Origin of the sequence: Candidatus Palauibacter sp., from assembly GCF_965197445.1 — a bacterium.
Taxonomy (GTDB): domain Bacteria; phylum Gemmatimonadota; class Gemmatimonadetes; order Palauibacterales; family Palauibacteraceae; genus Palauibacter.
In genome coordinates this window covers 428,943-454,320 of record NZ_CBDANE010000003.1, presented here as the reverse complement: position 1 = coordinate 454,320, position 25,378 = coordinate 428,943, and the positions used below count along the sequence as shown (strand labels likewise).

Annotated in this window: 19 protein-coding genes; 8 read left to right on the top strand and 11 right to left on the bottom strand. The window is 68.1% G+C overall.

Annotation, left to right across the window (positions count from 1 at the left end; translation table 11 throughout):
- Nucleotides 1–16 precede the first annotated feature (16 nt).
- The gene (locus tag ACN9M6_RS02675; protein ID WP_419161368.1) at nucleotides 17–772 is read right to left on the bottom strand and encodes a hypothetical protein; all 756 of its coding nucleotides are present in this window, start codon (nucleotides 770–772) and stop codon (nucleotides 17–19) included.
- Nucleotides 773–908: 136 nt separating this feature from the next.
- On the opposite strand from ACN9M6_RS02675, the gene ACN9M6_RS02670 reads away from it, so the two are divergent.
- A complete protein-coding gene (locus tag ACN9M6_RS02670) occupies nucleotides 909–1,889 on the top strand; it encodes an SH3 domain-containing protein (protein WP_419161367.1) in 981 nt (326 codons plus the stop codon).
- Nucleotides 1,890–1,908: 19 nt separating this feature from the next.
- Here ACN9M6_RS02670 and ACN9M6_RS02665 read toward each other — a convergent pair whose 3' ends face one another.
- The 5 genes from ACN9M6_RS02665 to ACN9M6_RS02645 all read right to left on the bottom strand — a co-directional run bounded on the left by ACN9M6_RS02665 (nucleotide 1,909) and on the right by ACN9M6_RS02645 (nucleotide 6,596).
- Nucleotides 1,909–3,507: a tetratricopeptide repeat protein gene (locus tag ACN9M6_RS02665; RefSeq protein ID WP_419161366.1), complete on the bottom strand. Its 1,599-nt coding sequence runs from the start codon at nucleotides 3,505–3,507 to the stop codon at nucleotides 1,909–1,911.
- Nucleotides 3,508–3,586: 79 nt separating this feature from the next.
- Nucleotides 3,587–4,000: a DUF3224 domain-containing protein gene (locus tag ACN9M6_RS02660; protein WP_419161365.1), complete on the bottom strand. Its 414-nt coding sequence runs from the start codon at nucleotides 3,998–4,000 to the stop codon at nucleotides 3,587–3,589.
- A gap of 8 nt (nucleotides 4,001–4,008) precedes the next feature.
- The gene (locus tag ACN9M6_RS02655) at nucleotides 4,009–5,373 is read right to left on the bottom strand and encodes an aminotransferase class I/II-fold pyridoxal phosphate-dependent enzyme (protein ID WP_419161364.1); all 1,365 of its coding nucleotides are present in this window, start codon (nucleotides 5,371–5,373) and stop codon (nucleotides 4,009–4,011) included.
- Nucleotides 5,374–5,523: 150 nt separating this feature from the next.
- Nucleotides 5,524–6,084, bottom strand: coding sequence for a tetratricopeptide repeat protein (locus ACN9M6_RS02650; protein WP_419161363.1), 561 nt, complete (start codon nucleotides 6,082–6,084; stop codon nucleotides 5,524–5,526).
- A 20-nt stretch (nucleotides 6,085–6,104) separates the two neighbouring features.
- Entirely contained in the window at nucleotides 6,105–6,596 is a 492-nt protein-coding gene (locus ACN9M6_RS02645) for a DUF4440 domain-containing protein (RefSeq protein WP_419161362.1), read from the bottom strand.
- Between the two features lie 136 nt (nucleotides 6,597–6,732).
- On the opposite strand from ACN9M6_RS02645, the gene ACN9M6_RS02640 reads away from it, so the two are divergent.
- Nucleotides 6,733–7,962 (top strand): STAS-like domain-containing protein, encoded by a 1,230-nt coding sequence (locus ACN9M6_RS02640; RefSeq protein WP_419161361.1) that lies wholly within the window; start codon nucleotides 6,733–6,735, stop codon nucleotides 7,960–7,962.
- Between the two features lie 114 nt (nucleotides 7,963–8,076).
- Nucleotides 8,077–10,626 carry a prolyl oligopeptidase family serine peptidase gene (locus ACN9M6_RS02635; protein ID WP_419161360.1) on the top strand — a complete coding sequence of 850 codons (2,550 nt, stop codon included), beginning with the start codon at nucleotides 8,077–8,079 and terminating at the stop codon, nucleotides 10,624–10,626.
- Between the two features lie 9 nt (nucleotides 10,627–10,635).
- Here ACN9M6_RS02635 and ACN9M6_RS02630 read toward each other — a convergent pair whose 3' ends face one another.
- Both ACN9M6_RS02630 and ACN9M6_RS02625 read right to left on the bottom strand, forming a co-directional pair.
- On the bottom strand, nucleotides 10,636–13,410 hold the full coding sequence (locus ACN9M6_RS02630) for a TonB-dependent receptor (RefSeq protein ID WP_419161359.1): 2,775 nt from the start codon (nucleotides 13,408–13,410) through the stop codon (nucleotides 10,636–10,638).
- Nucleotides 13,411–13,471: 61 nt separating this feature from the next.
- Nucleotides 13,472–15,139, bottom strand: a complete 1,668-nt coding sequence (locus tag ACN9M6_RS02625; protein WP_419161358.1) for a M28 family peptidase — start codon at nucleotides 15,137–15,139, stop codon at nucleotides 13,472–13,474.
- A 27-nt stretch (nucleotides 15,140–15,166) separates the two neighbouring features.
- Between ACN9M6_RS02625 and ACN9M6_RS02620 the strand changes: the two genes are divergently transcribed.
- From ACN9M6_RS02620 to ACN9M6_RS02610, 3 genes are all read left to right on the top strand, one after another.
- A complete protein-coding gene (locus ACN9M6_RS02620; RefSeq protein ID WP_419161357.1) occupies nucleotides 15,167–16,396 on the top strand; it encodes a DUF3500 domain-containing protein in 1,230 nt (409 codons plus the stop codon).
- A gap of 127 nt (nucleotides 16,397–16,523) precedes the next feature.
- Nucleotides 16,524–17,144: a hypothetical protein gene (locus ACN9M6_RS02615; RefSeq protein ID WP_419161356.1), complete on the top strand. Its 621-nt coding sequence runs from the start codon at nucleotides 16,524–16,526 to the stop codon at nucleotides 17,142–17,144.
- Between the two features lie 16 nt (nucleotides 17,145–17,160).
- Nucleotides 17,161–20,874, top strand: a complete 3,714-nt coding sequence (locus ACN9M6_RS02610) for an FG-GAP-like repeat-containing protein (RefSeq protein ID WP_419161355.1) — start codon at nucleotides 17,161–17,163, stop codon at nucleotides 20,872–20,874.
- A gap of 232 nt (nucleotides 20,875–21,106) precedes the next feature.
- On the opposite strand, the gene ACN9M6_RS02605 is transcribed toward ACN9M6_RS02610, so the two are convergent.
- Together ACN9M6_RS02605 and ACN9M6_RS02600 are read right to left on the bottom strand one after the other, a co-directional pair.
- Nucleotides 21,107–21,502, bottom strand: coding sequence for a PIN domain-containing protein (locus tag ACN9M6_RS02605; RefSeq protein ID WP_419161354.1), 396 nt, complete (start codon nucleotides 21,500–21,502; stop codon nucleotides 21,107–21,109).
- A complete protein-coding gene (locus tag ACN9M6_RS02600) occupies nucleotides 21,499–21,732 on the bottom strand; it encodes an AbrB/MazE/SpoVT family DNA-binding domain-containing protein (RefSeq protein ID WP_419161353.1) in 234 nt (77 codons plus the stop codon). Before ACN9M6_RS02600 ends, ACN9M6_RS02605 begins: the two co-directional genes overlap by 4 nt.
- A 123-nt stretch (nucleotides 21,733–21,855) precedes the next feature.
- On the opposite strand from ACN9M6_RS02600, the gene ACN9M6_RS02595 reads away from it, so the two are divergent.
- The gene (locus ACN9M6_RS02595; RefSeq protein ID WP_419161352.1) at nucleotides 21,856–22,272 is read left to right on the top strand and encodes an FG-GAP repeat domain-containing protein; all 417 of its coding nucleotides are present in this window, start codon (nucleotides 21,856–21,858) and stop codon (nucleotides 22,270–22,272) included.
- Between the two features lie 22 nt (nucleotides 22,273–22,294).
- Here ACN9M6_RS02595 and ACN9M6_RS02590 read toward each other — a convergent pair whose 3' ends face one another.
- Nucleotides 22,295–23,326 carry a hypothetical protein gene (locus tag ACN9M6_RS02590; protein ID WP_419161351.1) on the bottom strand — a complete coding sequence of 344 codons (1,032 nt, stop codon included), beginning with the start codon at nucleotides 23,324–23,326 and terminating at the stop codon, nucleotides 22,295–22,297.
- Between the two features lie 410 nt (nucleotides 23,327–23,736).
- On the opposite strand from ACN9M6_RS02590, the gene ACN9M6_RS02585 reads away from it, so the two are divergent.
- Nucleotides 23,737–24,897 (top strand): SNF2-related protein, encoded by a 1,161-nt coding sequence (locus ACN9M6_RS02585; protein WP_419161350.1) that lies wholly within the window; start codon nucleotides 23,737–23,739, stop codon nucleotides 24,895–24,897.
- The last annotated feature ends 481 nt before the right edge of the window (nucleotides 24,898–25,378 follow it).

Below are 25,378 nucleotides of genomic sequence, written 5' to 3'. Positions count from 1 at the left end.
GCGCTGTCCGCGAACCCTAGAAGTAGTACCAGATCGAGATGCCGAACTCCGGGTTGTGCCCCCACACCGATCCCTCGGGCGCCGGCCCGCCCGACGCCTCGAACACATCGAGAGTGGCGGGGAACAGATATCCATCCGGGGACGTCAGGCGAAGCAGGTAGTCCCGGATCTCGAAGCCGATGCCGATCTTCTCCGATGGAAAGATCTCGAACCCGAGCCCCACGTAGATGTGCGGGGCCGTGGAGATGTCATAGCGGAACGGCTCCAGGGCCTGATCGGCCAGAGCCTCCGAGGCCCCCTCGTTGATGCCGAACACGAACCCCCCGCCGATCATCCCGTAGGGGTGGAATCCGTTCCAGGTCCGCGCTCCGGTGAGGCCGATCTGCGCGCCGACGTCGGCCCGTAGCCAGCCTGCGGCGACGGTGTCGACGATCGCGGGCCCGCCGTCGGCCATCACGTCCAGCGTCCAGCGATTCGCGGCTCCGTACGTGGCGCCGAGTTCGAGCGAGAGCGGGCTCGACGCCCGGACGCGCATCTTGGCGCCGACCACCTGAGTCGGGCCCTGTCCGAATTCGAGCCGGCCCCGGTTCGCCGCGTGGTGACCCGCGAAGAGTCCGACGCGAAGACCCGTCTCGCGCCAGCGAAACGGCGAGTCGATCCGTTCGGCCTGCGCTTCGAGCGTGGCGGGATAGGAACCGAGCGCGGCCAGCCCGATCAGGAACAGGCCGGTGGCCAGTGGGCCGCGCCGGCGCGGACTCAGTCTGTTTGACACTGGTTTGACGCGGCTTCTATATCTTCGATGATCATGCTCCTGGATCGAACAGACCCCATCTCGAGACGGGGTCGCGGCGCGGGGAATGTAGGTGGTGGACGGGGTCCTTTCCAGAAAAACGTCTCGCGGCAACCGCTTGCGACGCGGGATTCTCTTCCCGGTCGCAGTGTTCGTCCTCTGCTCGCCCTCGCTGACGTCGGCACAGGTACGCGAAATCGTCCTCGATGGGGAGACCTTCCGGAAGACGGCAGACGGCCGACGCCTCGCGGAGCTGGCGCACGGCACGAGAGTCATCGTCCAACGCACCGACGGGTCCTGGGTGGAAGTCCGGATCGAGGGTTGGGTCCCGTCCGGTACCATCGCCGAGACGACGCGTGAGGGCCACAACGGAATCATCACCACGCAGGGGGGTGAACGGCTCAGGGTCGAGCCTGAGGGGCCCGCAACGGGGCTGCTCCTCGAAGGCTTCCTGGTGGACCGGGTGGAAGACCGGGACGGTTGGAGCCGCGTTCGTCGCTCGGGGTGGGTGCGCGAGGCGGCGCTGACCGCCGTCTCCACATCGCTGGGTCCCGCGGAAAACCAGGGAGAGCGACGGCCGTCCCTGGTCGCCCCTGGGCGCGAACTCACGGCCGGAGAGGCCGCGCTCGTCCTGCACGCCGCACCGGAGGGTCGGGCCGCCGTGACCGTCGAGACGGGCACGCCCGTCACGGTGCTGGAGCGCCGCAGCGGCTGGACGCGGGTGCGCGTCGAGGGTTGGGCTCGTTCCGAACGGCTGGTGATCGCGGATCGCGATTCAGTGGTCGCCGGAGTGTCCGCCGCCGCCCTGCGCGCGAGTCCGGACGACTACGCCCGTGTCCGGCTGCGCTGGACCGTTCAGTTCCTGGCCCTGGAGGAGGCCGAGCCCGAGCGTATCGACTTCTATGAGGGCGAGCCGTTCCTCCTCGCGCGGGCGCCGGACCCCGGTGACGGTCTCATCTATGTCGCGGTCCCCGAGGAATTGCTCGAGGCAGCCAAGGAACTCAGGCCTCTCCAGATCATCGACATCCTCGTGCAGGTCAGAACGGGCCGGTCGGCGCTGATGGGCGTCCCGGTGCTGGATCTCCTAGCGCTGTTCTGAGCGCAACGACGCCAGCCGATCAGCGGTTGCCGTCGTTCATGGCCTCGTTCAGGAAGTTCTCCGCCTCCTGCAGGCCGGCGTGTGCGCGACCCTGCCACAGATCGGCGACCTTCGCATAGGCTTCGGAGGCCATCGCCGCATCGCCGTTCGCGGCGTGCGCGCGGGCGAGGCCGAGCAGGGAACGCGGACGGTTCGGCATGCGCAGCAGCGAGGTCTCGAACTTCTCGACTGCCTTGTCGGGCATGTCGAGGTCGAGGAGCAGCTCGCCGTACAGTTCGTGCAGCGGCTTGACCGGGCTCGCCGAACCGCGCGGCGGCGCCATGGTCATGATCTCGGCCTCGGCTTCATCCATGAGGCCGATCGCCACGTCCGGGTGGCCCATCGCGGCGTGCCGGAGCGCGCCGATCTGCTTGTGCATCACATGCGTGTAGCCGCTGCCGTCGGACAGCTCCCCGAGCGCGGCCTCCACCTCGGCGACGATGAGCTGGTCGCCCGTTCGATGAGCGCTGAGCCCCGTGGCAAGGAGTTCGTGCGCCGGCGAGTCCTCCGTAATCGGCTGCACCTCCCACTCCTCGGTGTCGACGATGTAGCGCGCCTTGAGGAGCGAGACCGCGCCCTGCGCTCGCGCGATCCCGGCGGCGCCGCGGGCGCCGCTCGCCGTCCCGAACCCCTCGTTGTCGACCATGTCGCCGAGACGGTCCATCCAGAGCTGCGCCTTGGCGTAGTCGCCCCGCTGCAGGTCACCGTACTGCCCCCAGTCGAGCGCGTGCACGGCATCACCCACCGGGTCGCCCGGCTGCCACAGCTCCTGCGCGACGCCGTAGGCCGACTGGTTGTTGCCGGACACGCGGTCCCACATCCCGTGCTGGATGAAGATGTGGGTCGGCATGTGGCGGGCGTGCGACACGGCCGGCGCGATGTCGGCAAAGGCGTAGGCCGCGTCGAGCGCCAGCGGCGCCAGGATCGGGTTGTCGAACGAGTGGATCGTGTAGTGGGCCGCGCCCGGGTGCATCGGGTTCCTGTTGAACAGCTTGAGCGCGATCGTACCCGCCATGACGTTCCAGCGCTGGCTCAGATCCCGCGTCGCCGCGGTTGCCCCGAGCAGCGACAGCGCGTAGAAGGCCGAGACCTCGGAATCCTCGGGATTGGCCTCGTACAGCTCACGCATCGCCTCCATGTACCCGACGCGCCGCTCCGTGTGGTCCGCCTCGCCCCACAGGATCTCGACCGCCTTCAGGAACCCCTTCTCACGATCCGTCGGCGCCTTCGCCATGCGCTCCGCCGGGGTCGCCCCCAACCTCTGCAGCGCCTTGCGCGGATCCGTCGCGTCCATCTGTGAGACGAGCGGATGATTGTACGCCAGCGACTCGCCCCAGTAGGCCATCGCGAAGTCGGGATCCAGTTCCTGCGCCGCGTGGAACTGCTCGCGGGCCTGCTTCCATCCGAAGCTGTGCAGGATCGCCACGCCGCGGAGGAAATGCTGCTGCGCTTCGCCGGTGGCGGAGGTTGGGAAGTCGATCGACCCGACCTCGTCGAACTGCGCTTCGGCACTCCCGGGAACGATCGAAAGCGTCGCGACGAGGAGGAACGCCATCAGGACCATGGACCATCTTTTCATCGTACTATCCCTCTCAGGAAGAAACGCCGGACCACCTCGACCGGCATTGAAGTTACGGTGCCTAAACCCGGAGCCGTCGTCAACCGTCCGGGAGTTCGTAGTCGATCGTCAGGGTGTGCGTACCGTCGCCGTCGACCGAGATCTCCACGGAGCCCGTCAGCCCCTTCAGATCCCCGGTGCCGGAGCCGGGAACGACGTGCCCGCCCGTCCGCTCGCGGCCGTCCGCGCTGAGGCCCCAGTGCTGCATCACGAACGTGCCTTGCTTCCCCCCGAGCGACCCCCGTACGACTTCGCTGGCGATGTAGCCCGCCCCCGCCGAAATGTCGCTCGTGTCGGCCTGGCACATCATCAGCCGGGCCTCGCTCTCGGCGGCAAGATCCCCGTCAAATTGCTTGCGGACCACGGCTTGCGAGAGGGTGGGGCCTCCGGCTTCCGACTCCGGTTCGCCCTGGTCCCAGCCCGTGACGTCGAACGAGGCGACGGCGCGCGGCATGTCAGGCTCTAGAGAGCCGCGATCGCGCCGGACAGGTTGTCGAGAGCGCGCTGCACGAGCTGCCGCGAGGTCGCGATGTTCATCCGCATGTGTCCCGCGCCGCCCGTGCCATAGCTGGGCCCGTTGTTGAGATAGATGCGTGCGTTCTCGGCCAGCCAGCGCTGCAGAATCGTCGCGGGCTCGACCGGCTGCGCGGCGGTGCGATTCTCGTAGTCCGCCTTGCCCTGCGCGTCGATGCGGTCCATCAGCCTGCTCATGTCGAGCCACGCGAGGAAGGTGCCCTGCGCCTTCGTGTACTCTACGCCGGGGATCTTCTCGCCGATGTAGGACTCTGTGAAGTCGTGGTTGCCGTCGAGGTAGACGAGGAGCTGGTCGAGCCATTCCTCGCCCTCGTTGTTGGCGGCGCGGGCGGCGACCATCCCGATCGTGCTCAGGTCCGCTCGCGTGTACGGGCGGAGTCGCTCCATGAAGGCGGGGTTGGTCGAGAAGTACCAGGCGACCTTGTTGGCGGCGAGGCTGAAGGTCTTGCTGTTGGATTTGAAGGTGACGCTGTTGTCGGCGATCTTCCGGTCGAGGCTGGCGAACGGCGTGTATTTCTGTCCCTTCATCACGAAATCACAGTGGATTTCGTCAGAGAGCACCGGCACGCGGTGCTCGAGACAGATCTCGCCCATCCGCGTCATGTCTTCCGCCGACCAGCAGTTCCCCGTCGGGTTCTGGGGATTGCAGAGGATGAATGCGTGGACCCGCTGTACGCGGCGCTCGAAGTCCTCCCAATCGATCTCGTAGCGGCCGTCGACCACCTTCATCTCGCTGTCTTCGGCGATCGTCCGCGTGAAGCGCAGGTCCGAGTAGAAGCCGTTGTAGGTGGGGGTCGTCAGGAGGACCCGGCTGCCGGGAGGGGTGAAGGTGTGAAGTCCGGCGATGATCCCGGGGTGGACGCCCGACGTCCAGACGATCGTCGAGGGGTCGATGTCGAGGTCGTAGCGGCGCTGGTTCCAGTCCACGACCGCGTCCGTGAACGAGCTGTCGCGGTGCTGGTAGCCCCAGTTCTCGTGACTGCAGCGCTCGGCGATCGCCTGCGTGATGCACGGCGCGGCGCGGAAGTCCATGTCGGCGATGCCCATGCCGACCTCGATCTCCGGGCCGTACTGCTCGATCGCCCGGTCCCACTTGACGCAGTCGCTCCCGCGGCGGTCGTAGATCTCATCGAAGTCGAAGTCTGCGCGAGCGGGGCCGAGCCCGGTTGCGGCCGCCTTCGTCGCGGCCACCTCGCTCGCCAGCGCCGAGCGCGCGCCGACGGCGCCCAGGACGGCGGTGGCTCCGGTGCTCCTGAGAAACGCCCGACGGTTCAGCCCGTGATTCCGCAGCATTTGCGTGTCCTCCTTCGACATTCCCGGATGGCGGCGTTGCGACCGCCCTGCGACCTGTTGTTGCGATGGTTCCGAATCACGGTGGTCCAAACGTGCCGATCTGGCAAGACGGCGGGGGAGCGGACGGATGGCGGCGGACGCCGGCGCGGCTCAGCCGAGATGCTCGAGGTGGGCCGAGCTTTCCGACACGCCGGCTTCGATACCGGCCTCACGGTACAGGTCGCGGGCCTCCCGCCACAGCGCCCGGGCTTCCTCGCGCTCGTCGCGCGTCTCCCTGAGGATGGCCATACGTCGGACCGCATTGGCGACATCGAGTAACGGGGGCGACGAGTGCACCCGGTAAAGGGCCAGCGCCTCGGTGTAACACGGCTCCGCCCCCTCGAGATCGCCCATCTCCCGCAACACGTCGCCCAGATGGCGCACGGTGTGGGCGAGCACGAGCGGATCGTCCCCCCGCCGGCAGAGGGGGACGGCTTCCCGATAGAGCCGGAGGGCGACCTCGCGCCGCCCCCGGTCGCGTTCGACGTTCGCCCGGCCGTGCAGGGCGCGGGCGAGCGCCACGGGATCGTCGTGCCGCCGGGCCAGTGCGACCGCCGCCTCCATGTGGCGTATGGCCTCGCCCGGGCGGCGTTCCCGCCGCGCGGCCATGCCCCGCTGGAAGAGCGACTCGACGGCTTCCCGGGGACCATCCCCCGCTTCCGCCGCAATCACTCCCGGCTTGCCACGGGCCGCTACCCTCCGCGCGGCACGGGGGCCGAGGAGTGGCCGGTCAGGATGCGCCAGCCCCCGGGCTCGTGGGCCCACAGTATCGTCACGGCACCGCCATAGCCGAACTCGAACCCGCCCTCGCCCTCGATCGTGCTCTCGTACAGGGACCGGACGAGCGCGAGACCCGGCGCCAGCGCCTCGATGTCCGTGTCCGAGTATTCGGTCGAGATCCGCATGCCCGGGGGAAGACCCTCGAGTGCGGCGCGTACGTCGGCCGCCGAGCGGTAGCGCAGTTCCCCGTTCTCGTAGAAGCGGAAGGTCGGCGATTCGGAATAGAGGCCGGCGACCGCCGAGGGGTCCGGGCCCGAGCCGATCTCCCGGAAGGTGTCCATCGCGGTCGCCACGCTGTCGCGGATTGCCGAGGCATGCGTTTCAGTGAGCGGCGCAGCCTCCGGCTGGCACCCGAGGCACAACCAGACGCCGAGAGATGCGCAGAGCTTCACCAGGTTCTTCATGTCCGTCCTGTCATAGTTCGACTCAGCAGGTTGACCCGGGCCCGGGTAATCCCAAAATTCGCAGCCGGTTCCAATCCGCCACAGGGTTGACCGGTCATCCTCCCACATTGGTGCCATGAACCCGAGCAGTCTACAGGTGGATCGTGACGGCGGTCGGGTTCAGATCGCGGGCGACCTGAACCTGGGTTCGTTCCGGCGTGTTCTCGCGGCGGTACACCAGGTTACGAGCGACAAGGGGTTCACGGACATCACGCTGGATTTTTCCGGGACGACCAGCGCTTTCCCCGGTCCGATGCTCGCGGTGCTGGCGGCGTGTGCCCGCCTGCGGGACGAACAGGACGTGAATTTCTCTCTGATTCGCCCGACGGATCGTCGCTTGCGACGGCTGTTCTTCAACGCCAACTGGGCGCACATGGCGGCTCCGCAGAAGTTTGAGAGATCGACGTGGGAACCGACCCACGTCATGCCGGCGCGGCGGTTTACCTCGCCTGCCGAGCAGGACGACATCGTGAACCGAATCGTTGATGCGGTGCTCTCCTCTCCCGCGGACCTGACGCGTCCGAATCTGGCTGCGTTCGAGTGGACGGTGAACGAGATCACCGACAACGTGCTTCAGCATGCCGACTCGGCGCAGGGCGGAGTTGTGCAACTGAGCCAGTACCCCAAGAAGCAGCAGGTGGAGTTCGTTGTCGCCGATGCGGGGCAAGGAATCCCCGAAACCATGAGGACGACGAGGGCCGGGATGTCCGACGCGGAGGCTCTCAACCTCTCCATCGAGCGCGGTATCACAAGAGACAAGGATCTCGGGCAGGGGAACGGCCTGTTCGGCACTCATCAGGTGTCACGGGTGGGTACCGGGCGCTTCGCGATCCACTCCGGTTACGCGAGTATCGGTTCCGATTTCGGCACCCGTGAGGAGACGATCCCCGTCGTCGGCACGCTCGTGGTTGTCCGGCTGGACTACTCGGATCCGGAAGCGCTATGGCGCGCTCTTGGGGCAGGTGATCGGCTGGACACAGGCGATTATGTGGAGAATCGCTACGAAGACAAGACAGATGACGTGCTCAACTTCGTCGTGAGGCACGAAGCCGGTTCGGTCGGGTCGAGGTCCGCCGGGAGACTGGCCCGGGCCAAGCTCGAGAACCTCATGTCGATGTACCCGGGATACCCGGCCAACGTTGATTTCGACGGCATATCCGTGGTTTCGAGCAGCTTTGCCGATGAGTTCCTGGGCAAACTCTTCGTACGAATAGGGGCCCTGCGATTCATGAGCGCGATCCGCCTGCGAGGCGTGGGCCCATCGGTCCAGTCGGTGCTCGACCGGGCGATCCTCCAGCGTGCGCAACAGGAAGCCGAAGACCGCTGACACCTGCGGCTTGCCCACGACGCCATCGACATCGGGCCGCAGCCGCTTGCGGAGGGTCGTTCGGGCGGTCCAGCTTGGGCTTACAGGCCTCCCACCCCGCCCAGGAGCCAGACCATGAGGGTCTTCCGTCGTCTTCGTTACGTCCTGCCGGCGCTCTCCCTGACGATCGCAGTGTCATCGGCGCCCCCGCTCGCCGCCCAGAATGCGCCCGACGAGGTGCAGGAGCTGGACATTCCGTCCGGGTACATCCTCCCGGACCAGACCGTGCAGGATCTGTTCGCGACCGACCCCAATTACGCCACGCTGGACCACATCAGTCCGGACGGCGACCACTTCGTCGTCCCGCTCTCGACGGAACTCTCGACGCTCGCGGAGGTGGGGGAGGAGACGCTGCGCCTCGGGATGCTGGAGATCCGGGCGCGCACCGACCGCCCATGGCACCTCGACATCTACGGCCTGTACGGCTTTCGCTTCTACTCGCTGAGCGCGCGCGCCTTCGCCGACGTGCAACTGCCCGAAGGCATCCATGTGAGCGACCTCACGTGGTCGCCGGACGGCTCCCGGCTCGCCTTCCTCGCGCACCTCGAGGAACGCACCGAAGTCTGGATCGCCGACACGAGCGACGGCAGCGTGACGCCGGCCGGCGACGCGCGGGTGATCGCGACGATCGGGACCTCGTCGCGGGGACAGGGATCGGCGCCTTCGCGCATGCTGCAGTGGACACCCTCGGGCTCGATCCTCACGCTCGCGGCGCCGGCGGACCGCGGAGCCCCGCCTCCGCCTCCTGCGCTGCCCTCGGGCCCAACCATCCGTCACACGCGTGCGGCCGCCACGCCGACGCGCACGATGCCCTTTCTGCTCGAGGACGAGCACGGCGGCGATCTGTTCGAGTACTACACGCGGAGCCGGATCGTCGAGCTGGCGCCCGGCCGGCCCGCGCGGACGATCGGCGAGCCGGGCATGTACGAGTCGCTGTCGCTGAGTCCCGACGGACGTCACGTGATGGCGACGCGCCTCGCGCGCCCCTTCTCCTACATCGCGAGCTACACCGGATTCCCGCGCGTGACCGAGGTGATGGAGGTGGGCAGCGGTGACGTACTTGCCACGCTCGAGGAGCGCGAACTGCGGGAAGGCTCCGGCGGCGGCCCGGACAACGGACCGCGAGACCGGGCGTGGCGTCCGGACGGGAGCGGGATCTCCTACCTGCACCGCGCGGAAGCCGAGGACGGCGAGGACGGCGACGAGGGGGAGGACGATCGCCCCGACCGCATCATGCTGTTGCGCGCCCCGTTCGGTGACGGAGATTCGGAGGTGGTGGCGACGAGCGACGACCGGATCTCGGGCGTCACCTATTCCGCGGACGGGGGCCACGCCTTCGCCTCGGTGCGCCGGGACGGCGAGGCCGCGCTGGTGCACTACGCGCTGGGAGACGGCGACGCGGAGGGAAGCGTCCTCGTCCCGTTCCACGATCCCGACGACGCGGTCGAACTGCCGGGCGACCTCCTCACGGCCCGGACCGGGAACGGGATCGAGTACGCGTGGCTGTCCTCCGGCGGGGAGAGCGCCTACCTGCGCGGCGACGGTTTGAAGGAGGACTTACGGCCGCAGCCTTTCGTCGACCTCCTGTCGATCGCGGATGGGGCCACGGAGCGGTTGTTCGAGGGTTCGCGCGACAGCTTCGACCAGCCGCTGGTGCCGCTCGACGCCGATCTGGAACGCATGATCGTGGGCCGGGAGGGGAAGAACACGTTCCCGGACAGCTACATGTGGACGCGGGACGGCGGGATGGAGAATCTGACCCGCAACATGGATCCGTTCCCTCGGTTGACCGCCGCGCGCCGCATCGACTTCGAGTTCACGCGTCGCGACGGCCTGGAGATCCAGGGGCGGGTGTCGCTGCCGGCCGACTACGTCGAGGGCACGCGGGTGCCCGCCATCTTCTGGACCTATCCGCGCGAGTACCGGAGCGAGGACGACTTCGAGAACGCGACGATCCGCGCGCGCAACCACAACGCGTACACGCACCTGACCTGGCTGCGCTGGTCCGACATCTGGCTGACCCAGGGGTACGCGCTGGTCTATCCCGACATCCCGATCGTCGGGGAGAACTACAACGACTACTACATCTCGAACATGGTCGACGGGATGTACGCGGCGATCCGCGCCGTCGACGGCCTCGACGTGATCGACATGGACCGGATCGGGCACGGGGGCCACAGCTACGGCGCCTTCGCGACGGCGAACTTCCTCGCGCACACGCCCTTCTTCAAGGCGGGGATCGCGGGGGACGGCGCCTACAACCGGTCGCTCACGCCGATGGGGTTCCAGGCCGAGCCGCGCGACATCTGGGCGGCGCCGCACGTGTACATGGAGATGTCCCCCTTCTTCAAGGCGGACCAGATCAACACACCGCTTCTCCTGTACCACGGGGCGGACGACAACAACTCGGGCACGTATCCCATACAGTCGAGGCGAATGATCCAGGCCCTTACCGGGCTCGGGAAGACGGCGGCCCTGTTCGAGTATCCGTTCGAGTCGCACACGCCGCGCGCGATCGAGAACAACCTCGACATGTGGGCGCGCTGGATCGACTGGTTCGACCGCTACGTGAAGGGAGACGGCCCCGAACCCCGCGCAACGTCGGAGTGGGATTCGAGGCCGTAGCGCGCGGGATCACCAGTCGAAGGCGTAGCTGGCGCGGACGTAGTACAGACCGCCGTTGAACCCGAACGGCGACTGCTGGCTGTACAGATTCCCGACGTTCGCCGCGGCGCCCGGATTCATGTCCGTGAACGTGTTGAAGAGGTTCTCGGCGCCCACCGTGAGGGTCACGGAATTGGCGAGCGTGTACGCCACTTCGGCGTCCACGAGGGCCTTGCCCCCGTAGGTGTGGTCGTCGAGCCAGTCGTACCAGCCCGAGAAGTAGCCCACCTTGCCGAAGAAACGCAGGCGTCCCGCCCGGTGGGTCGCGGAGAGGCTGCCCCGCGTCGTGGGAAGAGCCTCCCGCAGCTGCCGAACGCGCAGCGGAAGCTCCCCGGCGGACAGCCGGTTCGGATCCTCTCCGGCGTATTCCGTGACTTCCGTGCCGGTGTAGTTGAACAGCAGGCTGAAGGTCGTATTCCCGTTGAGGGTCGGCGGCGAGTAGCTGGCGACCACGTCTACGCCCTGGCTGCGGGTGGAGAAGTCATTGTTGTAGTAGCGGAACCTGGCCAGGTTGCGCGCGCCCTCTACGCCCTCGGCGATGAGTTCTTCGATCTCATGCGGCTCGAGTGTGTAGTCGGGGCTCAGGTTGATCCGGTCGGAGACCGAGACCCGGAAGTAATCTGCCGTCACGATCAGCGGCCCCTGGGTCAGCGCGGCGCCCAGCGCCAGGTTCACCGAGGTCTCGGGTTGCAGCTGCATGCCGCCCCGGCGCTGCGCGACGGCCGATGTCGGCGGGATCGTGCCGCTGTTCACCAGATCCATGAGTGTGATGTCGTAGATCGTCCCGATGTGCTGGAGGTTCTGTTGCCCTGGAGTCGGGGCCCGGAACCCCGTGCTCGCGCTGGAGCGGAGCGCGAACCCTTCCGCGACCCGCAGACGTCCCGACAGCTTGCCGTTGAACGTCGTCCCGAAGTCCTCGAAATCTTCGAGGCGGAGCGCCAGGCCGGCCTGCCACCGGTCGTCCGCTCCGTCGTGGTGCGCATCCCCGTAGACCGCCACGTTGCGCCGGTCCCAGCGTCCCTCGGAGAGCGGGCCGAACCCCGGGAACCCGTTGGACGCGGCGCTGAACCCCTGCTCCAGATAGGGTCCCAGTTCCCATGACGCCGTGTCCCCCGGCACGATCTCGAAGCTCTCCACGCGGTGTTCGAAGCCACCGGCGACGTGGGTCCGCTCGCCGAGCGCGTAGTGCAGATCGAGGTTGAGGTTGAACTCCCGCTGCTGGTTGATGCCGGGCCTGAAGTCGGTCGGCGTCTCGGGCCCAAGCGACGCGTTGACCGTGTTCATCATGAAGAAGTCGATCTTGTGCGTGCCCCAGCCGGCGCTCAGGTCCCACTCCACGCCCGCGGTCGTGCCCTTGATCCCGCCGACCGCGGAAGCGTCGAACGCGTCCCCGCCGAACTGCGGCGTGAAGCCGCCCGGGAACCGCTCCTGGAAGGAGAAGCAGTTGGGGTCGCTGCGGACGCGCTCCATCGCCACGGGGTCGGGCACGTTGTTCACGATGCGCACGACGGGGCAGTTCGCCGAGCCGTCGACGACGCCATCCTGCGCGTCGAGGACATCGCCGATGAGGAGAGTCTCTCCGCCGTCGATACTGAACACGGCATCGCGGGTGTTGGGGTTCCGGAAGTAGAAGCCACCCTCGACCCTTTTCGTGTGGTAGCTGCCGAATCCGTACAGTTCCACGCCGCCGCCGAAGGTGTAGCCCGTATTCGCGAACAGCTTGACGTTGTCGTCCACCTCCGGGGATCCCCAGATCTGGGCCGGGTCGCGCACGGGGAAGCCCGCAGCCGCCAGGGCGGCGGCATCATTCCGCTGAATGCTGCGGCTGGTGGGATCGGACTGGCCGAATTCGCCGCTCAAGCTGAGGAATCCGGTCTCGCCCAGAGGGAGGCCGACGTTCGCGGCAGTCGTGAACATGTCGCCGTCGCCCTCCTGGTAACGACCGCCCCGCACCTCCACGCTGCCGCCTGAACGGTTGTTCTTCGGCACGACGTTGATCACGCCCGCGATGGCGTCCGAACCGTACTGCGCGGAGGCGCCGTCCCGGAGGACCTCGACCCGGCTCATCGCGATGCTCGGAAGCGTAGAGATGTCGGGACCCTGGGCGCCGTCCGCGACGCCGTTGCCATTCCAGAGGACGATGACGGCGGAGCGGTGGCGGCGCTTGCCGTTCACCATCACCAGCGTCTGGTCCGGGGCCAGGTTCCGGATATGCACCGGGCGCGCGATCGTGGCCGCGTCGCTGATCGGTTCATCAGCCACGTTGTAGGAGGGCAGGACCCTCCTCAGCTGCGAGCTGAGATCGGGCGTCCCCTGGCTGGTGAGTTCGGACACCGGGACGACGTCGAGCGGCACCATCGACTGCGTGGCGGTCCGGGGCCGGGCGCGCGAGCCGATGACGACGAGCCTTTCCAGCGCTATCGCCGCTTCGATCAGCGTCACGTTGACACGTAGCGTCCCCTCCGCGCGCACCACGACCTCGAGCGTCTGGGTCTCGTAGCCGATGCGGGCGAACCGCACCTCGTGGGCACCCGCTGGAACCCCGGCGATCCGGTACGCACCGCCAGCCCCGGTGACGCCGGTGAGGTCTAGCGCCGAGAGCGTGATGCCGACCCCCGCCACGGGCTGGCCGGCGCCGTCCCGCACCGTCCCTTCAAGGGTTCCCTGTGCGACGGCGACCCTCACGGTGGCTGTGATCGCGAACGCCGTGAACAGCGCGACCCGGATTCCGTATCTCCGTAACATTGTTGCCTCCTCGATGTCTCGCTTTGACGCCGTGGCGCCGGCCTTCCGGGCCCCCGCGTCGCTAACGCATGCTGATCCTCGCCGGCCCGCTTGGACGCTGGGCCAGACTCCAGCTCGTCTGGTACACGAGGCGGACCACCTTCTCGAGTTTCTCGTAGTTGATGCGCTCCGGGATATCGTCCTGGCGGTGGTAGTCCGGGTGTAGCCCCGTGTGATAGAAGAGCGCGGGCACGCCCACCTGCATGAAGGGCCAGTGGTCGCTGCGGCGCAGCAGCTGGATCGGGTGGTTGTCGTAGCGGAAGCGCAGATCGAGTCCGATCTCCCCGTTCGCCCGCTGGACCTCGGACAGCAGGTCGTCGCTCCGGGTGGTCCCGAGGATGTTGATCGCGTTGTCGTTGGATTCGGAGGACTGGATGTCGAGCCCCCGGAAGCGGCGACCGCCTCCCACGACGACCTCCTCGTTGCGCCCGATCATGTCCATGTTGAGGACGGCCACGGTCTGTTCGAGAGGATGGAGCGGGTTCTCGGCGTAGGCCCACGCGCCCAGCAGTCCCTTCTCCTCGAAGTCCCACGCCGCGAGCAGGACGGAGCGGCGGGGGCCCTCGCCCCTGCGTGCGGCCTCGGCGTAGGCCTCGGCGATCTCGATCAGGGCCACGGTGCCCGAGCCGTCATCATCCGCCCCGTTGTAGATCACACCCCCGTCGGCGCCATCGTGGTCGAAGTGCGCGCAGATGATGACCCACTCGTCTTTCAGTTCCGGGTCCGAGCCCTCGATGAGCCCGACGACATTGCGCGCGGTGTGGACCTCCCGGCGCACGTCCGCGGAGACCATCACCTCGAGACCGGGGAGGGATATGGGTGCCGCGCCCCCCTCCGTCTCCGCGCCGCCCGCCAGCTCCGCCAGCGCGCGACCGGTCCCCGCGACCAGGCTTTCCGCCAGCGCCGTCGAGATGCGGACGGCGGGGATCCGGATCCGGTTCAGGCGGCTCTCGAGCGTGTAGCGTCCCCCGCGGCGGACGGTCTCGGGCCAGTAGCCGGCGGCCTCGGTGCTGAAGTTGCCGGGTTCGGGGTGATTGTGGACGTCCGTTACCAGGAGGGCCGCGACCGCCCCGGCCTCCTGCGCGGCGGCGAGCTTCCGGTAGGCGGCGGAGGCCTCCGAAGTGACGAGGCCGTCGAAGGCGCTCTCGGGGTCCGTCTCTTCCGGTTCGTGATCGAGGATGAGCACGACCTTGCCCGCGACCCCGCCGCCGTAGTCATCGTGACCCAGTTCAGGCGCGGAGATCCCGAAACCGGCGAACACGACCTGGCCCCCGGCCGCGCCGCTCCCGCTCTCGCGCAGGGGGTAGAACTCCTGGCCGCGCTCCTTCGAGATCGTGAGGCCATCGGCGTAGTGGACGACCAGGCCGTTGTCCTCCCCGACCTCGGCCTGGACGACGTTGAAGGAGTGGTAGTAGGAGCCGCCGGGGGCCACCGGCGTGAGCCCGAGCCGCTCGAAGCGTGATTTGATGAAGGCGCTCGCGAGGCGTCCTTCGGGCGAACCGGCGAGGCGGCCGCGCATCTCGTCTCCCGCGAGGAAGAAGAGGTCGGCGCGGAGGTCGGCCCCCGTGATCGATTCGATGGCGGGGGCGGTTTCCTGGGCCTGCGTCCGGGTCGGGAGCGAGACCGCAGTGACACAGAAGACCGCGATGACGGACGGGAGTGCGCTCAGGGGTGTTCCGCGCGAGACCATGGGGTGCCTCCTTCCGGGGGACCGGGAGTGCAAGCTAAAGTGATGCTGCGGGGGAAGGCGAGACTGCTCCACGAGGAACTGATTCTGTCGAAGGAGGACTCCATGGATCGAGGGACGGGCGGCACCTGCCGGACCGTGTCGGCAATCGCCGGTATCGCGGTCGCGTGCCTGGCGGTCGCTTGTAGGGGAGAAACCGTTGAAGCGCGGGCCGCCCCGATGGCGGCAGTCGGCGAGGCCGAAGTGTCACCCCCGCGCATGGCCGAGGCCGCCCGCGCGTTCCTCGCTTCGCTGTCGCCGGAGCAGCGTGCGGCGGCGGAGTTCCCCTTCGACGCCGATACCGCCCGAACCAGCTGGAGCAACCTTCCCGCGAGTATCGTGGTCCGCGATGGCGCACGGGTCGGCGACTTCACCGATCTGCAGCGAAGACACCTGCACGATCTCCTGCGGGCGTCGACGAGCAGCCAGGGATACCAGAAGATGGCCGGGGTCGTGCGTTTGGATGAGGTGTTGCACGAGGAGGCCGTGGCGGCTGTCGCCAGCGGCGAACGCAGGCTCCCCGACGATCTGGTCGAGAGCTGGACATCGGCCAACTACTGGGTCTCCTTCTTCGGGCGTCCGGGCGAGGAACCGACCTGGGGCTGGCAGATCTCGGGTCACCACCTGGCGGCAAACTTCACCGTGGCGGACGGCCGGATCAGCTTCACCCCGCTGTTTCTGGGCGCGGAACCGCACGAGATCATGCATGGGCTGGACGCCGGGTGGCGGGTGCTCGCCAACGAGGGGGAACGCGGCTGGAGGTTGCTCCAGGCGCTGGATGACGGGCAGCGCGCCCGGGCGGTTCTAGGAGACGACATCCCCCGCGACGTGCTCACCGGCCCCGGCCGCAAGGGTAGTCTGAGCGAGTTCGCCGGGCTTTCCGCGTCCGCGCTCACGGACCCCCAGCGCGCACTACTGTGGGAACTCGTGGAGGAATATGCGGCCAACGCGGACCACGCCGCGGCGGACGCGCAGCTCGAGAAGATCTGGCGGGACGGTCTCGCGGCGCTGCACTTCGCTTGGATCGGGCCCGTGGACGAGAAGTCGGCGCGCTACTACTACCGCGTCCACGGACCGTCCGTCCTCATCGAATACATCGTCGAGCGCGGCGTCGGGGGCGGCGCGGCCAATCATGTGCACAGCATCATGCGCGACCCGGGCAACGACTACGGCGAGGACTGGCTCGGCAAGCACTACGAGGAGCACCACCAGCGCCGATAGTTCGCCTCCATACAGATGCCGCCGCCATAGACGGCGGTTACGTTGTGCCCGAAGCCGCTGACGCCCGCCGGCGACGCGGTGATCTCGTGGCGGTTGAACCCTGATGAGTGGATTTGGCTTGCGAGATATGAAATCGGTCCGGGCCGCGGGTCTGGGCCTCCTTCCGGGTCTTCTCGTCGGCGCCGCCGCGGGATTTCTGCTCTGGGGCGGCGACGCGCGATCTCCGGGCGCGGATGGCGAGGCCGCGGACATCCTCGCGGGCATGGCCGAGCGGCACGACGAAGAGTTGGAGCGACTCACGCAGGTCGCGGACCAGTCGGCCCAGCTGCAGCGCGAACTCGCGCTGGCGCTCTTCTACCGTCTACAGGAATTCCGGCGCTTCGGGCTCGAAGGCCAGATCGTGACCTGGGTCGTCCCCGGGGCTTCCGCCGAAGCCGGCACGAGTCCGCTCTCAGGTTCGCTCGCGGGCGCGATCCGCCTGCCCCAGTTGGCCGTCGACGAGGCGACGCGGCGCGAGTGGCGGGCCGTCTCGGAGCGGCTCGCTTCCATCGGCGCCGAGGTGGACCCCACTGTGCTCGCCGTCTTCGAAGCCGTCATGGAGTTCGCCGGGCGTCACCCCTGGCCCGAGGGTTCGGGCCTCGCGCCGGCCGGCGCCTCGCCGTGGGCCGATCCCGCCACCGTGGAGAGTTGGCTCTCACTGAACCGCGCCCTCGTGGGCCGCGCGGATGCCATCCTCTCCGGCTTCTGAGGGACCTCCCCGCCTCGTGAGCCGACGAAATCTGCGCGCAATGGCGACGCTGGCCGGTTTCGCCGCCTGCGGGCCGGCCGACTTCTCCGCCCCCGCGCAGCCTGCGGAGTGGAGCGAGGTGCCCGGCGCGCGGTGGCGGGATCTCGCGGTGGAGGGAGGCGCTGCCGGGTTCACCGCAGTGCCTTCCTCCTGGTCCGGCGTGGACTTCGCCAACGCGCTTTCAGACGCGAGCTTCATCGAGAACCAGATGCGGGGGAACGGCGCCGGGGTCGCGACGGGAGACGTGAACGGGGACGGACGCCCCGACCTCTACCTGGCTCGGCTCGAGGGCCCCAACGCCCTGTACCTCAATCTCGGGGACTGGCGGTTCCGGGAGGCGGCCGCCGAAAGCGGAATGGCGGCCGCGGACCGGTTCTCGACCGGCGCGACGCTCGTCGATGTGGACGGGGACGAAGACCGCGATCTCATCCTCACTTCGATCGAGGGTCCGAAATCCCTGTTCGTGAACGACGGAACCGGACGCTTCACGGAGGCCGCCGGCGCGGGGTTGCTGGACTCGCCCGGGGGCATGTCCACCGCCTTGGCCGACATCGACGGCGACGGGGATCTGGATCTCTATCTCACCCGGTACAAGAGCCGCTCGGTCCTCGACCGCTTCACCCCGGAGGAGGTCGCCTTCCCCAATACGGTGCGGCGCACGGAGACGGGATTCGAAGTCGTGGAGCCCTTCACCGAGCACTACGACCTCTTCTGGCGGGCGGACGGCGTCGCCCGGCTCGAGCGGGGTGAGCCGGACGAACTCTACCTCAACGAACTGAACGAGGGCGGCGGAGCTTTCCGGCATGTCCCGTTCACCTCCGGCGCCTTCCTCGACGCGGACGGCAAGCCGCTGGCGGAGGCCCCGGCGGAGTGGGGGCTGGCGGCCCGTTTCGGAGATCTGGATGCGGACGGAGACCCCGACCTCTACGTGGCGAACGATCTCCACAGTCCCGACCGGCTGTGGATCAACCGGGGAGATGGGACCTTCCGGCTGCCGGCTTCCCACGCGCTCCCGACCACGAGCGCGTCCTCGATGGCCGTGGACTTCTCCGACTTCGACAGGGACGGGGACGCCGACGTGTTCGTGCTCGACATGCTGGCCCGGGACTCGAGGTCGCGGAAGACACAGGATCCGGTGTCGAGGGTGGAGCAGACGCCGCCGGGCGAGGCCTCCCACGCCCAGCAGGTGAACCGGAACACCCTGCTCGCGAACCGCGGGGACGGGACGTGGGCGGAGATCGGGCGCCAGGCGGGGGTCGACGCCTCTGGATGGTCGTGGTCGGCCCTGTTTCTGGACGTGGATCTGGACGGCTTCGAGGACCTCCTGATCCCGAACGGCCACATCCGGAATCTGATGGACGCAGACACGCAGATCCGGATTCGGGAGGCCGGCCTCTCCGGCCAGCGCGAGTCGACGCTCCTCTACCGTCCGCTCCCGCTGGCGAACGTGGCGTTCCGGAACCTGGCCGGTGCGGGGTTCGAGGAGGTGGGGCGCGAGTGGGGCGTGGCGCCCGAAGCGGATGTCTCGCACGGCGCGGCTCTGGCGGACCTGGACGGTGACGGGGATCTGGACGCGGTCATCAACCGCCTCGACCGCCCGGCACTGCTGCTCCGAAACGACGCCTCCGCGCCCCGGCTGGCTGTCCGTCTCGTCGGGGCACCGCCCAATACGGCCGGGGTCGGGGCCACGGTGTGGCTGGAAGCGCCCGGACTTCCGCGACAGACGAAGGAGATCGCGGCCGGGGGCGGATATCTCTCGGGGTCGGAGGAACTGGTCTCGTTCGCCATGGCCGAGGCAGCCGAAGGCACGCTCGGCGTGAACTGGCCCGGGGGCGACCGCTCGGTCGTCCATGTGGATGGCGCCAACCGGCTGTACGAGGTGTTCCAGACGGAGGCCTCCGAGGCGGGGGATGCAGGCGGTTCGGGGGCTGCCCCCGGCGGGACGCCGTGGTTCGAGTTGGACGAGAGCTTCGGTCCGCTGCACGACGAGCCGCCGTTCCCCGAGGCGACGCGGCAGCCGCTTCTGCCCCTGCGGCTTGCGCGCATGGGGCCGAGCGTCGCGTGGCACGACCTGGACGGCGACGGCGATCCCGACCTGCTGCTGGGCTCGGGGGCGGGTGCGCCCCCCGTGCTGTTCCGGAACGACGGCGGAGCGCTGGCCCGCGTGACCCTGGCCGGGCCGCGGGCACCCGTGGACCAGACCGGGCTCGTGCCGCTGCCGGGCGAGAGCGGCGCGAGGGTGCTGCTGGGTCTGTCGAGCTACGAGGCCCCCGCCGCCGAGGTGACCGCCGTGCCCGGCGTGGTGTCGATCGAATGGCCCGTCGACGCCATGCGTGGCGTGACGTTGACTCCGGACACCCGCGGCGTGGTGCCGGGAGGGTCGGCGTCCACCGGCGTCCTGGCGGTCGCCGACTATGACCTGGACGGACGGCTGGATCTGTTCACGGGCGCGCGAGTCGTGCCCGGCGGATATCCGCTTTCCGGCCCCTCGCGGGTCTTCCGGGGCCGTCCGGGGGGCGGCTTCGAGGCGGACCGGCGAGACGCCGCCGTCTTCGAGCGCCTGGGCATGGTGACAGGGGCCGTGTTCACGGACTACGACATCGATGGGGATCCGGACCTCGCCCTGTCCATCGACTGGGGTCCCCTCCGGCTGCTCCGGAACGACCGGGGGCGGTTCACGGAGGTGACCTCGGAGGCCGGGCTCGGGGAGCACGTCGGCCGGTGGAACGGCGTGTCGGCCGGCGACTTCGACGGGGACGGGCGTCCGGACCTCGTGGCCATCTCCTGGGGGGACAACACGGAATACCGCCCGACGGCCGAGGCGCCGCTTGAACTCCATTTCGGAGACGTGGACCTGAACGGCACCCTGGACCTGATCGAGGCACAGCGGGATGAGCGTCTCGGCGCGGTGGCGCCGCTGGCCTCGCTGGGCCGTCTCGCCGAACACATCCCGCCCGTCGCCGAGCGGATGCCGACCCGCGCCCTCTACGCGGAGGCGGATCTGGAGGAGGCGCTGGGCTCCCGGCCGGAGGGACGGCTGGAGGCGATCGAACTCAGGCACATGCTGTTCCTGAACCGGGGCGACGGCTTCGAGGCTGTGCCGCTCCCGGACGAGGCGCAGCGGGCGCCGTCCCTGGGGCTTCTCGTGGCCGATGCCAATGGGGATGGACGCGAGGACCTCTTCCTGTCCCAGAACTTCTACGCCACGGACGAGGACACGCCGCGCTACGACGCGGGCCGCGGGCTGTGGCTGGAGGGGGACGGGCGCGGCGGATTTCGCCCGATCTCGGGACAGGAGTCGGGGGTCGCCGCCTACGGGGACCAGCGAGGTGTTGCGTCGGCGGACGTTGACGGCGACGGCCGCCTCGATTTCGTGCTGGGGTTGAATGGCGGCGTGGCGCGCCTCTTCCGTGGGGCCGGAAGCTCGCCGGGTCTAAGGGTTCGCGTCGCTGGAACGGCGGAGAACCGCTACGGCATCGGGGCCGTCCTGCGCGTGGTGTACGCCAGCGGCCTACTAGGCCCCGCGCGCGAGATCAGGGCGGGCTCGGGAACGGGCTCCCACGACGACCCGGTGCAGATCATGGGTCTCGGGGCCGACCCGATGGCCGTCGAGGTCCGGTGGCCGGGCGGCGCCGTCGAGCGTGTCGAGATTCCCCCCGGCGCGCGCGAGGTCAGGATCGGCCCGCCGTGACGGGGCAATCGCTTAACGACTTGGCCTATCACCGGTGAAGCTCTGTTGTTGCGCGGTCTCGGGTCTTGGCGCATGCACGGTGATCTGTCCGACGGGCTGCCTACCAATGATCCGAGCATGGCTCGCGACATCGCAGTGCCATCCAAGTTGCCCGGACCGCGCCGGTTGAGGGGCGACACGTTATGCGGCGTCGGCGGGGAGGGGCCAGCGTCGAGTTGGACGCTGTCGGTCCTCATCGCAGCAATTCGACACCCTCTAGTCGCGCCGCCTTCCGATCGAAAGTATAGAGTGGCCGCGCTCCAGACCGCTCCGCCGCGGCAAGGATCATCAGATCCGAGAATCCCGGGCCACCCGCTTGGTAGCGAAAGGCGGCTCGGGCCACAGCGTCCGCAGCCTCGATAACGAGACTCTGCGTCGCCACGAGTTCCTGCAGGATCGTCGCAATGCGTTCGCGGGAAACCCCGTAGGCCCGTTCCAAGACCCAGACGAGTTCGAGGACAACCTCGCGGCAGGCATAGCCTGGGCGTTCGGTCGTGAGCGATTCCAACAACGCGCGAGCGGACTCCGCCTGCTGCGGGTCGTCGCGCACCAAGTAGCGGGCGAGGACGTTGGTGTCGAGGGCGATCATTCCTCAGACGCCCCGTCGGCTACGGCTTGCTCCATTTCCTCCACAGTGACGGGTGGGCCATCGTGCTTCAGTACGCCGAACAGCCGATGAATAGGCCGTACGGGCAGTATGCGCACCTCGCCGTCAAGAACGATGTAACGCACGCGGTCACCGGCCTGTACGCCCAGGGTGTCCCGGACGGGCTTGGGGAGCGTGGTCTGTCCCTTTTTGGTTACCGCAGATTCGAGCATGGCCGTACCTCCGTTTGCCTTACAGTACATCAATTCACCTTACAGTATGCAGTATTGCCTTGCTTATCGCAACAAGGTAAGCGTGCCGCGCGACCAGTGCGTGCGCCTTCCCTTGAGCTTCTCGTGGCCGATGCCAACGGAGACGGACGGGAGGATCTGTTCCTGTCCCAGAACTTCTACGCCACGGACGAGGAAGCGCCGCGCTACGACGCGGGCCGCGGGCTGTGGCTGGAGGGGGACGGGCGCGGCGGATTCCGCCCGGTCTCGGGACAGAAGTCGGGGGTCGCCGCCTACGGAGACCAGCGCGGCGCGGCGGCCGCGGACATCGATGGCGACGGCTGGCTCGATTTCGTGCTGGGGTTGAACGGCGGTGCGGCGCGCCTCTTCCGCGGGGCCGGGAGCTCGCCGGGTCTACGGGTTCGCGTCGCTGGAACGGCGGAGAACCGCGACGGAATCGGTGCCGTCCTGCGCGTGGTGTACGCCGATGGCCTCTTGAGGCCCCGCGCGCGAGGTCACGATCGGCCCGCCTTGGCGCGGTAACGCGATCACCTGAGGGCGTCCCTCAAAATGAGAGGAGCTGTTCCAGGGAATGGGGTTCGCGCAGCGCCTCGAATGGCGAATCCGTCCGCAAGGGGGATACGAGTTGCACCATGCCGTGTCCCCCGAGCGCGTTATGCCACACTAACAGTGCACCTGCAACGGACTGGTCGCGCGAGAGACAGGCATGGACGCGCTCGGTGTCCCGCGTATCCCAGCCCAAGCCACCGACCTGCACCGCGACGTATAGCGGCGAGAACGTTTGGCGGATCTGTTTCGCCTTGCGGCGGAGCGCGTTCAGCACTCGGTCGGCTGTGTCGTCGCCGATTGCGACCTCGGCTGAGGGGAAGCTGCCGATGCCTCCCCGATGGCCCTCCGAGGCGTGGCGGATGCTTCTCACGAACAGCGTCCAATCCTCCGTCGGGTGTCGGTATACGGGCAATCCGTAGCCATACGCATCCCAGTTTGGTCGCCGAGTTTGCACCCCGTACAGGCCCCATATGCCGTGGACATCGAAATAGTGCGAGCGGACGCCGGCAGCGCGAAAATGACTGATTGCGTCGTTTATCCCCGGCACAAGACGTTTGACGGACGGTGTGTCGCGCATCTTGCCGCGCGATTCCAGCCCGATCCACAGGCCCAGGGGAGTCTCGCTGCTGTCGAAGTGTCGCCGAAGCCGCAGAATGACGTCCTCCTCGGCGTCGGTCTTTCCGGAATCGTAACCCCGGACATGGGTGGCCTCCACCTGGAAGCGTTCGCACCGGAAGTCCGCCCCACCCTCGGGGGCTTCGTAGTGTGGTTCCAGTCCCAGGCGGTGCAGTATTCCGAACATCTGCATCTCGAACCGGGCCCCCTCGAACTGTCCTGGGCGCTTGCTGCGAAGCCGGCCGCGCAACGCCTCTTGTCCCCGGGGCGGGAATAGCGCAAAGAGCGTCTCCAGCTCCTCGCGGACACTCGCCGCGCGCTCGTGGGATTCGATCCACCGGAACGTCGTCTCGCCCGGACGGATGTAGGCGTCGTGGCCATCCGGGATCTGCTCTATGTCGCGAAATAGCATAGGTGTCCTCTACCTGTCGTCGCGGATCGTTCGGGGTGGTCCGCCTTTGCTCGCGTGCCACGCCAGAGTCTGTTAGCGATGCCTGTCTCCGTGCAAATCCCGGGAAACCGGCACCGCCTGTTGACGGAGGGAGATACGCCGTCGCGCCGGGGTGGCTCCAGCGGTCGGGTCGAGATGCCGATGCTCTTGGGGATCCGGCGGTCTTGGGCCAGGGGCGAGACGGTGCCTCGGCTTGCCGAGAGTTCCGGTTTCCGGTCATCCTGTGGCCCAACCGGAATGAGCCGGTCGTGCCCTGGACGCGCCTCATGACGCCTCAACTGGAACCGCTCGGTTCCCCTGCCGCAGCTAACGCCCACGGTGACACCCGGCTTTCCCGTGGCTTGCCAAGCCGGGATCCGGAGGTGGGGGAGATGGTGCGCGTGCGTACGCGCCGTTGGCTCGTGGAGGAGGTGACGGAGGGCCGACAGCCCTGCGAATCGGCGCGCGTTCGGCTGGCGTGTGCGGACGACGACGCGCAGGGGCAGGAGCTTGAGGTCTTCTGGAGCTACGAGCTCGACCGCGCGATCCTCGACGATGAGCCGTGGGAGAATCTGGCGGAGCGCGGCTTCGACTCGCCGGAATACTTCGCGGCGTTCCTCAACACGCTGCGGTGGAGCTGCACGACCGCGACCGATCCGTCGCTGTTTCAGGCCCCGTTCCGGGCCGGGATCACCCTCGACGCCTACCAGATGGAGCCGCTCCGGAAGGCCCTGCGCCTCCCGCGAGTGAACCTGTTCATCGCGGACGACACCGGTCTCGGCAAGACGATCGAGGCCGGACTCATTGCGCGCGAGCTTCTGCTGAGGCGGAAGGCGAAGACCATCGTCGTTGCCGCGCCGCCCTCAGTGCTGGAGCAGTGGAAGGCCGAGATGGAGGAGCGGTTCGGGCTCGTCTTCCAGATCCTGGACCGGCACTACGTGGCGACGATGCGCCGCGAGCGCGGCTTCGGCGTGAACCCGTGGCGCACGCACAGCCGGTTCCTCGTTTCGCACCGGCTGTTGGCCGATCCCGCCTACGCGGATCCGATGCGGGAGTGGCTCGGAACGATGTCGCCCGGAAGTCTGCTGATTCTGGACGAGGCGCATCATGCTGCCCCCAGCCACGGCGGGCGGTACGGCATCGAGTCGAAGTTCACGCGCGCGATTCGGGATCTGTGCTACCGCTTCGAGCACCGTCTCTTTCTTTCCGCGACGCCCCACAACGGACACTCGAACAGCTTCTCAACGCTGCTGGAACTGCTCGACCCGCATCGCTTCACGCGAGGCGTCAAGGTGCGCGGGAAGAGGGACCTCGACGCCGTGATGATCCGCCGTCTCAAGGAAGACATCCGCGAGATCCAGGGCGGCTTCCCCAAGCGGGACGTGAGACCCGACGTACGGAACGTCGAACGCGTCGGTGACCACCGCCCAGAACTCGTCGCCGCTTACGATGGCGTTCACAAAGATCGAGGGGGCGAACCCGGAGGCCGACGCAGTGCCGAGCCAGGCCCCGTCCGCCGAGTGGACATCCCAGGTCGCATCTCCGCCGGATGATGACGTGCGGACCCAGATGTTCCCTTCCTCGGACGTGAAGAGGTTCGTGATGGAGGGCTTGACGTCCGGGATTGCCGACCAGTCGCGGTCGGTGTCCGCACCCCGTTCCCGGAGGTATTCCCGGACCTCTTGAATCGCCGCCTCGCGCTCTTCCCGTGTGACGGGGACGAGTGATTTCCAGGTCTCGACAATCAGTGTCGTGTCCCCGGCCAGGTTCTGCCTCCTGATCCGATAACCTGTCGGGTCATGCTCGTGAAGGCCGATCCAGACAGTCCCCTCGCGATCATAGTGGCGCGCACCTCCCGGATAGAAGGGGACGGGGATGTAGCCTGAACTGCCGTCACCGGATTGCCAGGCGAAGCTGGAGGGAGTGCCCCGTCTCCGCTGCTCTTCGTACGCCCGCGCCAAAGCCTCGACGTCCAGGTTGCGCTCCCGGGAGAACGACTCCACCAGCTCCATGTTCAGGTCATAGACTTCGAAG

What these genes read in the sequence shown, in the direction of transcription:
- ACN9M6_RS02615 (WP_419161356.1), top strand. Translation starts at nt 16,524, where the DNA reads ATGAAATCGGTCCGGGCCGCGGGTCTGGGCCTCCTTCCGGGTCTTCTC.
- ACN9M6_RS02605 (WP_419161354.1), bottom strand. Translation starts at nt 21,502, where the DNA reads ATGATCGCCCTCGACACCAACGTCCTCGCCCGCTACTTGGTGCGCGAC.
- ACN9M6_RS02600 (WP_419161353.1), bottom strand. Translation starts at nt 21,732, where the DNA reads ATGCTCGAATCTGCGGTAACCAAAAAGGGACAGACCACGCTCCCCAAG.
- ACN9M6_RS02585 (WP_419161350.1), top strand. Translation starts at nt 23,737, where the DNA reads ATGGTGCGCGTGCGTACGCGCCGTTGGCTCGTGGAGGAGGTGACGGAG.
- ACN9M6_RS02655 (WP_419161364.1), bottom strand. Translation starts at nt 5,373, where the DNA reads ATGCTGCGGAATCACGGGCTGAACCGTCGGGCGTTTCTCAGGAGCACC.
- ACN9M6_RS02635 (WP_419161360.1), top strand. Translation starts at nt 8,077, where the DNA reads ATGAGGGTCTTCCGTCGTCTTCGTTACGTCCTGCCGGCGCTCTCCCTG.
- ACN9M6_RS02630 (WP_419161359.1), bottom strand. Translation starts at nt 13,410, where the DNA reads ATGTTACGGAGATACGGAATCCGGGTCGCGCTGTTCACGGCGTTCGCG.
- ACN9M6_RS02660 (WP_419161365.1), bottom strand. Translation starts at nt 4,000, where the DNA reads ATGCCGCGCGCCGTCGCCTCGTTCGACGTCACGGGCTGGGACCAGGGC.
- ACN9M6_RS02665 (WP_419161366.1), bottom strand. Translation starts at nt 3,507, where the DNA reads ATGAAAAGATGGTCCATGGTCCTGATGGCGTTCCTCCTCGTCGCGACG.
- ACN9M6_RS02625 (WP_419161358.1), bottom strand. Translation starts at nt 15,139, where the DNA reads ATGGTCTCGCGCGGAACACCCCTGAGCGCACTCCCGTCCGTCATCGCG.
- ACN9M6_RS02590 (WP_419161351.1), bottom strand. Translation starts at nt 23,326, where the DNA reads ATGCTATTTCGCGACATAGAGCAGATCCCGGATGGCCACGACGCCTAC.
- ACN9M6_RS02645 (WP_419161362.1), bottom strand. Translation starts at nt 6,596, where the DNA reads ATGAAGAACCTGGTGAAGCTCTGCGCATCTCTCGGCGTCTGGTTGTGC.